Annotated in this window: 11 protein-coding genes; 1 reads left to right on the forward strand and 10 read right to left on the reverse strand. The window is 33.3% G+C overall.

Annotated features, from left to right (window positions below; all coding sequences use genetic code 11):
- Window positions 1-14 precede the first annotated feature (14 nt).
- The 10 genes from racE to zapA form a co-directional block, all read right to left on the reverse strand.
- Window positions 15-812: a glutamate racemase gene (gene racE / locus LPC11_RS08475; RefSeq protein WP_231307217.1), complete on the reverse strand. Its 798-nt coding sequence runs from the start codon at window positions 810-812 to the stop codon at window positions 15-17.
- Between the two features lie 151 nt (window positions 813-963).
- Complete coding sequence (gene sdhB, locus LPC11_RS08480; RefSeq protein ID WP_023375114.1) at window positions 964-1,800, reverse strand: succinate dehydrogenase iron-sulfur subunit; 837 nt, start codon at window positions 1,798-1,800, stop codon at window positions 964-966.
- Window positions 1,800-3,566: a succinate dehydrogenase flavoprotein subunit gene (gene sdhA / locus LPC11_RS08485; protein WP_023375113.1), complete on the reverse strand. Its 1,767-nt coding sequence runs from the start codon at window positions 3,564-3,566 to the stop codon at window positions 1,800-1,802. Before sdhA ends, sdhB begins: the two co-directional genes overlap by 1 nt.
- A gap of 53 nt (window positions 3,567-3,619) precedes the next feature.
- Window positions 3,620-4,234 carry a succinate dehydrogenase cytochrome b558 subunit gene (locus tag LPC11_RS08490; RefSeq protein WP_023375112.1) on the reverse strand — a complete coding sequence of 205 codons (615 nt, stop codon included), beginning with the start codon at window positions 4,232-4,234 and terminating at the stop codon, window positions 3,620-3,622.
- Window positions 4,235-4,641: 407 nt separating this feature from the next.
- Complete coding sequence (uvrC, locus tag LPC11_RS08495; RefSeq protein WP_023375111.1) at window positions 4,642-6,426, reverse strand: excinuclease ABC subunit UvrC; 1,785 nt, start codon at window positions 6,424-6,426, stop codon at window positions 4,642-4,644.
- 136 nt (window positions 6,427-6,562) lie between these two features.
- Window positions 6,563-6,877 (reverse strand): thioredoxin, encoded by a 315-nt coding sequence (gene trxA, locus LPC11_RS08500; RefSeq protein WP_002450647.1) that lies wholly within the window; start codon window positions 6,875-6,877, stop codon window positions 6,563-6,565.
- A 173-nt stretch (window positions 6,878-7,050) separates the two neighbouring features.
- Window positions 7,051-9,399, reverse strand: coding sequence for an endonuclease MutS2 (locus LPC11_RS08505; protein WP_023375110.1), 2,349 nt, complete (start codon window positions 9,397-9,399; stop codon window positions 7,051-7,053).
- Between the two features lie 9 nt (window positions 9,400-9,408).
- Window positions 9,409-11,121: a DNA polymerase/3'-5' exonuclease PolX gene (gene polX, locus LPC11_RS08510; protein WP_023375109.1), complete on the reverse strand. Its 1,713-nt coding sequence runs from the start codon at window positions 11,119-11,121 to the stop codon at window positions 9,409-9,411.
- A 79-nt stretch (window positions 11,122-11,200) separates the two neighbouring features.
- Window positions 11,201-11,722, reverse strand: coding sequence for a CvpA family protein (locus LPC11_RS08515; protein ID WP_023375108.1), 522 nt, complete (start codon window positions 11,720-11,722; stop codon window positions 11,201-11,203).
- Window positions 11,723-11,989 carry a cell division protein ZapA gene (gene zapA / locus LPC11_RS08520; RefSeq protein ID WP_023375107.1) on the reverse strand — a complete coding sequence of 89 codons (267 nt, stop codon included), beginning with the start codon at window positions 11,987-11,989 and terminating at the stop codon, window positions 11,723-11,725.
- Window positions 11,990-12,306: 317 nt separating this feature from the next.
- Between zapA and rnhC the strand changes: the two genes are divergently transcribed.
- Window positions 12,307-13,242 (forward strand): ribonuclease HIII, encoded by a 936-nt coding sequence (gene rnhC / locus LPC11_RS08525; protein WP_023375106.1) that lies wholly within the window; start codon window positions 12,307-12,309, stop codon window positions 13,240-13,242.
- Window positions 13,243-13,247 lie beyond the last annotated feature (5 nt).

Consider the following 13,247-nt stretch of genomic DNA (forward strand, 5'->3'; position numbering starts at 1 on the left):
AATAATTCCTCCATTTAGCCTACTGAGATACGTTCCACTTTAGTATCCATGCCTAACCACTCTTTTATAATATTTTCAATATGTGTTGTATCACCAGTTGCAAAGAAACGATGTGGCGGATGTTGTGTATAACTAGCATGTTCGTTACTAAATGTTAATAATGCACTGACTTCTCTCGCTGTTTCCAATCCTGAAGAAATAACTGTTTTTTTACCACCAAAATAATCATTAATGGGTTGGTATAGTAATGGATAATGTGTACATCCTAATATAACAGTATCTGCTTCGCTATTACGCCATTGTTTTAAGGTTTGATGTATCACAATACTGGTAATTGTCGGATCATTATATCTCATTTGTTCAACTAAAGGTACAAAGCCCGGACAAGCAATACCATATACTTCTACATTAGGATTAATACACTTAATATGTTTTCTATAAGCTTCTGATTTTATCGTTCCTTCTGTGCCTAAAATTAAAACATTTTGATTCTTAGTTGTCATAATAGCCGTACGAGCACCAGGTTCAATAACACCAATTACTGGGATTGGTAATATTTTTTGTAAATGTTCTAATGCTACTGCTGTAGCTGTATTACACGCTATCACAAGCATTTTAATATCGAATTCTACAAGTTTCTGCGCTATTTCAGTAGTGAACTGTTTAACTTCTTCACCTGATCTAGGCCCATATGGACATCTGCCAATATCACCTAAATAATAAATGGTTTCATTAGGAAGTTGTCTCATAATCTCCTTAGCTACTGTTAAACCACCCACACCTGAATCTATTACTCCAATTGGTTTATTCATAGTATTACATCCTTATTTAATAGTTAACCTTTATTTTATCATATGCATACGCATGTGTTGATTAATTCGAACAAAATCACTAATAATGTTTTTATCAAGCAAAGCATAAAAAAGCGACACCCCTAGAAGGAGTACCGCTATAAATTCTATATTAGTCAACTTTGTGGTCAGAACCAAAGAATGATTTAAACATATGGAATGATGTTTCTCTGTTCATTGCTGCAATTGATGTAGTCAATGGAATACCTTTTGGACATGCATTCACACAGTTTTGTGAATTACCACATTGTTGTAATCCACCTGCACCCATTAAAGCATCTAGACGTTCATCTTTAGTCATAGCACCTGTTGGATGTAAGTCGAATAAACGTACTTGTGAAATAGCTTGTGCACCAACGAAATCATTTTTTTGAGTTACGTTAGGACAAACTTCTAAACAAACACCGCAAGTCATACATTTAGATAATTCGTATGCTGTTTGACGTTTTTTCTCAGGCATACGAGGACCTGGACCTAAATCATACGTACCATCGATTGGAATCCAAGCTTTCATACGTTTCAAGTTATCGAACATTCTTGAACGATCGACTTGTAAGTCACGAATAACTGGGAATGTACTCATTGGTTCTAAACGGATGGGTTGTTCTAATTGGTCAACGATAGCAGAACAAGATTGTCTTGCACGACCGTTAATCACCATTGAACAAGCACCACATACTTCTTCTAAACAGTTCATATCCCATGTTACAGGCGTTGTTTTTTCACCTTTAATGTTAACTGGGTTACGTCTAATTTCCATTAAACAAGCAATAACATTTAAATTTTCTTTATAAGGAATTTCAAATGTTTCTTCATATGGTTTAGATTCGCTATTATCTTGACGTTTAATAATCAATTTAACCGTTTTTTGTTTAGGTTGCTTATTTTGATCTTGTGTTGGTTGATTACCTTGAGTTTCTGGAGTGTCTTTTACTGATTGTTCAGCCATTATTTTTTACCTCCTTTAGACTTACTAGTGTAATCACGTTTACGCGGTGGAATTAAGCTAATATCAACTGGTTCATAAGTGAATTTTGGTGCTTCAGTTCTACCTTGGTAGTGAGCCATAGTTGTTTTTAACCATTCTTCGTCATTACGTTCTGGGAATTCTGGTTTGTAGTGTGCACCACGTGATTCGTTACGGTTATAAGCACCGATAGTGATTACACGTGCTAATACAAGCATATTCCATAATTGACGTGTGAAGAATACAGCTTGGTTACTCCAAGTTTGTGTATCTTCCATGTCAATATCTTCATAACGTTTCATTAATTCTTGAATTTTCTTATCAGTTTCTAATAACTTATCATTTTCACGCACAACAGTTACGTTTGCTGTCATAATTTCACCTAATTCACGGTGAAGTTTATAAGCATTTTCGCTACCACGCATGTTTAATAATTTATCGAAACGTTCTTGTTCTTCTTTAACGCGAGCTTCATAAATACTATCATCTAGGTCAGTGTATGAAGTTTCGATTTCTTCAAGATATTTAATTGCATTTGGACCTGCAACTGTACCGCCATAAATCGCTGATAATAATGAGTTCGCACCAAGTCTATTACCACCATGTTGTGAGAAGTCACATTCTCCTGCTGCAAATAAACCTTTAATATTTGTCATTTGATCATAATCTACATATAAACCGCCCATTGAATAGTGTACGGCTGGGAAGATTTTCATTGGTACTTTACGTGGATCATCACCAGTGAATTTTTCATAAATCTCGATAATACCACCAAGTTTAACATCTAACTCATGTGGATCTTTATGTGATAAATCAAGATATACCATGTTTTCACCATTGATACCTAATTTTTGGTTAATACATACATCGAAGATTTCACGTGTCGCGATGTCACGAGGTACCAAGTTACCATAGTCAGGATATTTCTCTTCTAAGAAATACCAAGGTTTACCATCTTTATATGTCCAAATTCGTCCGCCTTCACCACGTGCTGATTCACTCATTAGACGTAGTTTATCGTCACCAGGAATAGCAGTAGGATGGATTTGAATGAATTCCCCATTTGCATAAATAGCGCCTTGTTGATAAACGATTGATGCTGCTGATCCTGTGTTAATCATTGAGTTAGTTGTTTTACCAAAGATAATACCAGGACCACCAGTAGCCATAATTACGGCATCTGATCCGAATGATTGAATTTCTGAAGTCGTCATATTTTGTGCAACAATACCTCTAGCAGTATTATCGTCATCTTTGACTATACCTAAAAATTCCCAACCTTCATATTTTGTTACTAACCCATCTACTTCAAAAGCACGAACTTGTTCATCTAATGCATAAAGTAATTGTTGGCCTGTTGTTGCTCCAGCAAATGCTGTTCTGTGATATAACGTACCGCCGAAACGTCTGAAGTCAAGTAAGCCTTCATTCGTTCTACTAAACATTACACCCATACGGTCTAATAAATGAATAATGTTAGGCGCAGCTTCAGCCATCGCTTTTACAGGTGGTTGGTTTGCTAAGAAGTCCCCACCATAAACAGTGTCATCAAAGTGAATCCAAGGTGAGTCACCTTCACCCTTAGTATTTACCGCACCGTTTATACCACCTTGGGCACAAACTGAATGCGAACGTTTTACAGGTACTAATGAGAATAAATCTACATGTGCACCTTTTTCTGCTGCTTTAATTGTTGACATCAGACCGGCAAGTCCTCCACCGACAACAATAATTTTTTTCTCTGCCATAGAAATGTCACTCCCCTGAAATATTAAAACTAAGACTAGTTAATGTGTATTTTTTACATAAATGCAATGACAGCTGATACACCGATATAAGAAATGATTAAAAATACAATTAACGATACCCATGTGAAGACACGTTGTGATTTTTTAGATTGTAAAATACCCCATGTTACTAAGAATGACCATAATCCGTTAGAAAAGTGGAATACAACTGCAATGACACAAACAATGTAGAAAATAGCCCACAATGGATTATGTAGATATTCATGCATCATATTATAATCAACTGCTTTACCGAAGAATGCCTTTTGTAGACGTGTTTGCCATAAGTGCATTGCGATAAAGATAAAGGCTAAAATACCACTTATTCTTTGGAAGAAGAACATCCAGTTTCTGAATAAAGAGTAATGTCCAACATTCTCTTTTGCTGTGAATGCAATGTGTAATCCAAATAAACCATGATATAAAAGCGGAATATAGATTAATACAAATTCAACTACCAATAAGAATGGTAATGATTCCATGAAACCTGATGCTTTATTAAAAGCTTCAGCCCCTTGTGTTGCTTGATGATTGACCAATAAGTGAACAATTAAGAATGCACCGATTGGGATAATACCTAATAACGAGTGAATTCGTCTTAGATAGAATTCATTTTTTGATTGAGCCAAAAGGAGTCCCCCCTGTAAACATTTAATTAATTGACTAAAATTATAAAGTTGTATGTAAAATGCCGTAAAAAACCATATAAAATACTAGCTTCTTTTACTTCTTTATTTGGTACTCGTCTTCATTGATTAGCTTAAGATACATTGGAAGCATCCTAATCTAAGTTTAAAATAAAAACAAGTATGACATAAAAAAGAAAAGGGCTAGTCATGTTATAGATTTCATATAATGATGTCGTAGAGTGTCTGTTCTATAGCAATTCATGTAACCCTACATGATTGATAACAATTCTCAATTAGAAAACGCTTCCAAACAACTTTAAAAAAATAGCCTTTTGTTAACTATATTGTAACATTATTTAAAGCATTTTTGGACATGAGAATAATTCTCATGTCCAAAAATTGAAATTTTATTTGTCTTGAAGTGCGTGTTGTAAGTTTTTTGCGACATGTTCCGGCAGTCCAGATTTTTTTAATTCTTCTAATGATGCCTCTTTCATTTTCTTAATTGAACCAAATGTTCTTAATAATTTCGTTTTACGTTTTGCTCCAATGCCCTCAATATCATCAAGTACAGATTTAAGTCCTGTTTTCTGTCTTGTCTGTCTATGGAACGTAATAGCAAATCGATGTACTTCATCTTGAATTCGATGAAGTAAATAAAAGGCTTGGCTATTTTTCTTTAATGGTACGATTTCAGCACTTGCACCATATAATAACTCGGACGTTTGGTGTTTATCGTTTTTTTGTAATCCAGCCACTGGTATGTCTAAGCCTAATTCATTTTCAAGAACATCCATCACGCCATTCATATGCCCTTTACCACCATCGACAATGATGAGATCAGGTAAAGGTGTACCTTCGTTTAGTACACGTGTATATCGACGTCGAACAACTTCTCGCATTGATTTATAGTCGTCAGGACCTTCAACTGTTTTAATTTTATATTTACGATATCCCTTTTTATCTGGTTTACCATCAACAAAAGTTACCATGGCAGATACAGGATCCACACCTTGTATATTTGAATTATCGAATGCTTCGATTCTAATTGGCGTCTGAATACCCATTCTTTCACCAAGTTCTTCTATTGCTTTGACTGTTCTAGATTCATCTCTAGCAATCAATTCAAACTTATTATTGAGCGAAACTTCTGCATTATGATTTGCCAAATCAATCATTTCTTTTTTCGCCCCACGAGATGGTTGAACAATTTTAGTATCTACAACTGATTGTATGATGTCTTTATCTAAATGTTTCGGAACATGTACTTCTTTCGGTAAAATATGTTGGTTTAAACTATAAAATTGACCGATAAAAGTATAAAATTCTTCTTCTTCGGTTTGTTGGATTGGAATCATCGTAGTGTCTCTTTTAATCATATTCCCTTGTCTAATGAAAAAGACTTGAATACACATCCAACCTTTTGACACGCTATAACCAAAGACATCTCGAATCGTATTATCTGTTGACATAATTTTTTGTTTTTTAGTGAGATTATGAATATGTTGGATTAAATCACGGTACTCTTTTGCACGTTCGAAATCAAGAGACTCACTCGCTTTTTCCATACGTTCTTGTAAATGGTTCAATATCGTTTTGTCCTCACCATGTAGGAAGTCACTAATTTCTTTTGTCATTTGTGCATATTTATCTAAATCGACATCATACACACATGGCCCCATACATTGACCAATATGATAATATAGACATAATTTGTCTGGCATTTTATCACATTTTCTAAATGGATAAATACGATCTAACAATTTTTTTGTTTCTTGTGCGGAATAAGCATTAGGATATGGACCAAAATATTTGCCAGTCCCTTTTTTAACGGTTCTCGTTACAATTAATCTTGGATGCTTTTCTTTAGTAATTTTGATGAAAGGATAACTTTTATCATCTTTTAATAAAATGTTATAACGTGGTTGGTATTGTTTAATTAAGTTTAATTCTAAAAGTAAGGATTCAGTTTCACTGGATGTCACTATAAACTCAAAATTACGAATTTCACTTACTAATCGAGTTGTTTTAGCATCATGCGCACCCGTAAAATAAGAACGTAATCGATTACGTAGTTTTTTCGCTTTGCCGACATAAATCACTTGATCATTGCGATCTTTCATTAAATAGCAACCTGGCTCTAATGGCACTACATTTAGTTTTGTTTTAATTTTTTCTTGATACGTTTCCATCCATGTCCTCCTCTCTTCTCAAAATTTTAATAGTCAACCATATACATGTCTGTCCTTTATGAGCACGTTAATATATAAATAGACAAAACAAAGCTGGAGCATTTATGAAAATGCCCCAGTCTCAGTTTCTATATTCTTATAGATGTTTATCTAATACTTCTGCTAAGTTTTCTTTAGGTTGGAAACCTACTACTTTATCAACTGGTTGTCCGTCTTTAAATACGATTAAAGTTGGAATACTCATTACTTCGTATTTTGCAGCAGTTGATGGGTTTTCATCTACATCTAATTTTAAGATATCTGCTTTACCTTCATAGTCCCCTGCTAATTCTTCTAAAACTGGAGCGATCATTTTACATGGTCCACACCAAGTAGCCCAGAAATCTACCAATTTAACACCAGATTCAATTTTACTATCAAAATCAGAATCAGTTACTTTTACGATTGCCATAATTGCCAATCCTCCTTAATTTTTAAATGATGAGCAAATTATAACAGAATTTATAAGGTAATGCATTGCAATCTGCTTAAGCTCATATAAAAACATCAATTATTTTAAAATTTTTGTAGAACTGTCTTAAATTAGAAGTATCGTCTTTAAAGCATATCACTATGATTTTGCTTCTATTTTAGTGATGCAACGGTAACACCAAATCCACCTTCACTTGGCATACCACCTCTAAATGTTTTCACACTTTTATGTCTTTTTAGATGTTGTTGCACACCTTTTTGTAATGCTCCTGTACCCTTACCATGAATAATATAAACTTGTTCAAAATTACTTAAGACAGCTTGATCTAAATATTGATCTAATTCAATTAATGCATCTTCATATCGGTATCCTCTTAAATCAAGTTCAGTTTTAACTGTCTGTCTGTTAGCTCTTGTGACCATTTTAGTCGGTGTTTCTTTTTTCTTTTTCATTTTTTCTAAGTCTTCAATTGGTAATTTCATTTTCAATATTCCCATTTGAACAACCGCTTCTTCATCTCCAACTAATTCGAGCACTTCACCTTTTTGGCCATAAGATAACACTTTAACTTTATCACCAGTTTGAATTTTATCGTATTTTTGTTTTTGAACATTTTGTTTTATAGATTTTGCTTCATATTGATCATCAAGTTGTTTTTTCTTATCAATAAGTTCATGTTCTTTAACATCCGCACCTTTTTTATCTCTAAGCTCTCTTAGCTCTTTAAGAATAGCATCTGCCTCTTTTGTTGCAGATTTTACACGTTGATTTGCTTTTTCTTTCGCTTCATCCATCAATGATTTCTCATAATTTTGATATTGCTGATATTGTTTTTCTAATTCATCATGTGTCGTCTGCGCTTCTTTAACCAATCTATCTAGTTCAATACGTTGTTCATCTACACGTTTTGAATTTTTCTCTAATGATTCGATCATATTATTAATTTCTTGTTCATCTGTACCAATCATTGTTTTTGCTTTATTAATAATATTAAGACTTAAGCCCAATTTTTTAGAAATATCAAATGCATTAGAACGTCCTGGGACCCCCATTAATAACTTATATGTTGGACTTAACGTTTCCACATCAAATTCAACACTTGCATTCATCACGCCTTCACGATTATAACTATATGCTTTTAGTTCAGGATAATGGGTAGTTGCCATCACTAGAGCGCCTATATTTCTTACATGATCTAAAATACTCATAGCAAGAGCAGCACCTTCGCTCGGATCTGTTCCAGCACCTAATTCATCAAATAATATTAAGCTATTTTTATCTGCTTCTTTTAAAATTTCTACAATGTTTTTCATATGAGATGAAAATGTAGACAGAGATTGTTCAATAGATTGTTCGTCACCAATATCACAATACACGTTCTCAAAGACACTTAGTTGGCTACCATCTAGAGTTGGAATAAGCATGCCTGATTGAGCCATAACAATAATTAGGCCTAATGTTTTTAACGTAACAGTTTTACCACCTGTGTTAGGTCCAGTGATTATCACAGTTTCAATATCATCTACAAATTCAATTGTATTTGCTACAACCGTATTATGATCTAATAAGGGATGATATGCATTAGGTAAATAAACTGTTCTTTCTTTATGAAATGTAGGTTTCGTACCTTTGATAGCACGGGCATATCTCGCTTTTGCAATTAAAAAATCAAGATGTCCCATAATCGATTCAGCTAATAATAATGCATCTGATTCTATAGCAACTTGTGAAGTCAGCTCAGTTAATATACGTTCACGCTCAACTGCCTCATCATTACGCAAGCGACTAATTTGGTTGTTCATTTCTACCACAGATGATGGTTCAATATACAACGTTTGTCCTGATGCAGATTGATCATGAACAATACCGTTAAAATCTTGTCTATATTCTGCTTTTACTGGAATTACATTTCTATCATTTCGAACAGTTACAATTGCATCTGATAATTTCTTCTGGTTGGCCTGACTTTTAACCACACGATCTAAATTCTGTCTAATACGTTGATTTGTACTTGATATTTTACTTCGAATACTTTGTAACTCGTAACTCGCATGGTCATATAAATCATGGGCGTCACACTTATCATTAATATCCTTAAATAAATCCGTTAAAATTGGTAATTGTGCCATTTGGCTATCTAAGATTGGATATTTAACTTCTTCATCTTCTTCTAATAATTGATTATAAAATGTCTTAAACTGATTTTGAACTTGAATTAAGCGTTTAATCGCATTTAATTCGGTCACATTTAATACACCACCAATAGTTGAACGGTGAATGTACTGTGCTACTTTGGATAGACCGCTTAAACTTGGCAATCGATGCTTATTATATATTTGTGATATTTCATCGGTTTCATTAATTTGAAATTCTACAGTTTCAAAATCTGTTGCTGGAGACATTTCTGCGACTTTTTCACGTCCTAAATCACTGATAGCTTCGTTAGCTACGAATGATTTTATTTTATCAAATTCTAAGACGTCTAATGTTTTTTGTCTCATGCAATCCCTCTATTTCTTCAATTTTTTATTATCATTGATAAATGATTTGAATGCTTCTCTAGACATCGTATTAATCACACGGTCTTTAGTTACAAATCCTTTTTGAGCAGTAGCAACACCATATTTCATAAACTCTAAATGATCAACATGATGCGCGTCAGTATTAATAGTTAACTTTACATTTGGATATTGACGCACAGTTTGTGCATTTAAGTCTAAACGTTTCGGATTGGCATTGATTTCTAAGATGGTATTTGTTTCTTCAGCCAATTGCGCTAATTTTTCTATATTAGGCTCATAACCTGGACGACGTCCAATAATGCGACCTGTAGGATGCGCGATATGACGCACATATGGATTACGACAAGCATTTTCTAAACGTTGCATAATTTCCGCTTCTGATTGATTAAAACTTTGATGAATAGCAGCAATAACATAGTCTAATTGTGCCAATATCTCATCATCATAATCTAAAGAACCATCAGGTAATATATCCATTTCAATGCCAGAGTAAATATCAATCTCATCGTATTCTTTATCTAATTGCTTAATTTCTTCATTTTGGCGAAGTAAGCGTTCAACTTGTAAACCATTGGCTACTCTTAGACTTTGTGAATGGTCTGTAATCACCATAAATTCATAACCTTTAGCAATATTAGCCTCAACCATATCTCTGATTGAAAATGCACCATCACTATAAGTTGTGTGCATGTGAAGGTCACCTTTAATATCATCGAGTTGAATCATCTGGCTTAAATCTTTATCAAATTCACTGCCATCTTCACGCATTGAAGGTTCAATCCATAATACACCGAAATGTTCATAAATCTCCGCCTCACTATTGAATTGAAGCAATTCTCCATTGGCTTTTTCAATGCCATATTCACTCACTTTTTCATCTTGTGCCTTAGCTAATTGTCTAATGCGTATGTTATGATCTTTTGATCCTGTGAAATGTTGTAATGTGTGATAAAAAGCTGCAGGTTCGATTAATCTAAAATCAACACCAATCGTTTCATCGTCATACTCTAATTCTACCGATACTTTGGTTGATCCAACTGCAACATCTTTAACTTTATTAGGAATTTCCAATAATTGTTGCTGAACTTTTTCAGGATTTTTCGTACTTATAATAAAATCTAAATCTTTACTTTGTTCTTTATATCTTCTAAAACTTCCTGCTAAAGCATATTGATCTATGTCATCCAACTGACTAATATATTCAATAATTTGATGGTTAAGTCCACGCATTTGATCGATAGGATAACTTTCTTTCTTAGCACCTAACGCTTTGACTGCTTCTAAAATATTTTGTTCAGTTTTTTTCGCAAAGCCACTTAATTCACTTACTTTTCCAGCTTCACATGCCTCTTGTAACGATGTTTTATCAGTAATATCTAATTCTTTATATAATTTAGCAATTTTCTTACTACCTAAACCTTGTATTTTCAATAATGGTACTAATCCTTCTGGCACCTCTTTTTGTAAATCTTCTAAAGCTGTAGACTGACCATTTTGTCTATATTCATTAATCACATCACCTACACCTTTACCGATACCTTTAAGTTCTGTTACATCTTCTATTTCATCTAATGGTCTTTCATCTACTTCTAAACTCTGTGCTGCTTTTCGATATGCTGACACTTTGAACGTATTTTCCCCTTTTAATTCCATATAGGTAGCAATCTTTTCTAGTAATTGAATCACATCTTTTTTAGTCATATACATCTCTCCATAAAAAGAAGACCAGGACATAGCTCATTTTTTCAAATTGTCTGTCCTGACCTCAATATCATTTTCTTTATAAATTTAAAATTATTCGTGAAACATAAGGTGTATGCAATAAAATTTGCTTGGCAAGTAATGAATGTCCTAATTGACCTTGTAACATTGCATTCGGATATAACGCGATTAAATAGGTTAATATTTGTATAATAATCACACCCATTAATAGGCTTAAAACAATACCTAAAACGCGGCTTATGATATTTAAAGGTTGATATGCCACTATATTATCAAATGTGACGATGATTAGATATAAAATCAACTTACAGCTTATTGCAATTACAATAAATGCAATGATTGACTCAAAACGATATTGTAGATGATTAAAATGAATTGCATATTGTGTATCAAATGCAACTGTCTTTGGAAATGGTAAAAACACAATTAATCGTTGCGCAATCTCTCGATAAAATTGTTGTGCAATCCATAACGATGCAAACGTACTCAAAGCATGTATGCTTGAAAGCCACAGTCCTCGTCGAAATCCAACAATTGAAACATAGCATAATATCATTAGTACAACGATATCTAATAGCATTTAATCTTCTCGTTGTTTAATTTGCTCTAATTCGTGTTGTAATCGACGATTTTCTTCTTCTAAACTCACTTTGTCATGCATCACGTTCACTGCTGTTAAAATCGCTTTTCTAGTGGTGTCTAAACCTGCAGATTTTCGTCCCAATTCTTTCATTTTTTCATCCACTAAATGTGCAACATGTCTTATATGTTCCGGGCTATCATCGCCGATTATTGTGAAATGTTGATCATTAATTGTAACATTTATCCTATTCTTAAACTCACCCATATCGATATCTCCTGACTTTTAATTAAATTATTCCGTATCTATATTTAATTTAACCAAAATCACGTTTCTATATTATTTTGAACATAACATAATATTAATGTTTGGTTTTATACATTTACTTATCATTAAACATTATACATGAGTCACCTTTATTTTGTAAGTAGTGAGATGATAAAGAATAACTTTCTATATATCCAAAGAGTATGATCCTATCAAGTAATATATATTTTTCATTCCGTCATCATTCTAAGGTTATTAATGTTATGATATCATTTGATTATTATGAAAGATTTTAACAAAGAGAGGTCTAACGCTATATGGCAAACGTTGTCCATAAATTAACCGCAACTGAGATTCAATCATTAATGTCTAAGATTAAATTTGATACATCCCAATTACCTCAAGGCATGAAGGCACGAGCAAAACATAATAATGCTGTAATTAATATTTACAATTCTGGAAAAGTCATGTTTCAAGGAAAAAATGCCGAAATAGTTGCCCAGCAATTACTCCCTGAAAAAAGTAGCTCAACACCAAAATCAACGTCTTCAACATCAAAAAAAACAACTTCTTCTATTAAATATAATCAATATAACTGTATTGGAAGCGATGAAGCTGGTAGTGGCGATTATTTTGGTCCGCTCACAGTATGTGCTGCATATGTCACAAAGGATCACGTCAAAATTTTGAAAGAATTAGGTGTGGATGATTCTAAAAAGTTAACCGACGCTAAAATCGTCGAACTTGCCGAACAACTTGTAACATTCATACCACATTCCCTGCTCACTCTAGATAACGTCAAATATAATGAGCGTCAACGTGCAGGTTGGTCACAAGTAAAAATGAAAGCAGTCTTACATAATCAAGCAATTGCGAATGTTGTTCAAAAAATTGATACGCAAACATTAGATTATATTGTAATAGATCAATTTGCGGAACGTGGCGTATATCAACGTTATGCATTATCAGATTTACCTTTCCCAAATCAAACAAAATTCGAAACAAAGGGTGAATCAAAGTCATTGGCAATCGCAGCTGCAAGTATTATTTCTAGATATGCATTTGTTAAACATATGGATCAAATATCTAAGTCAATAAAAATGGATGTACCTAAAGGTGCTAGCAATAAAGTCGATTTATTCGCTGCAAAAATCATTGGAAAATTAGGTGTCGAACAACTAGATTCTATTTCAAAAAAACATTTTAAAAATAGAGAGAAAGCACAGACGTTAGTAAATAAAAAATACCAATAATTTCT

Source organism: Staphylococcus sp. HL28, from assembly GCF_021117155.1.
Lineage (GTDB): Bacteria > Bacillota > Bacilli > Staphylococcales > Staphylococcaceae > Staphylococcus > Staphylococcus warneri.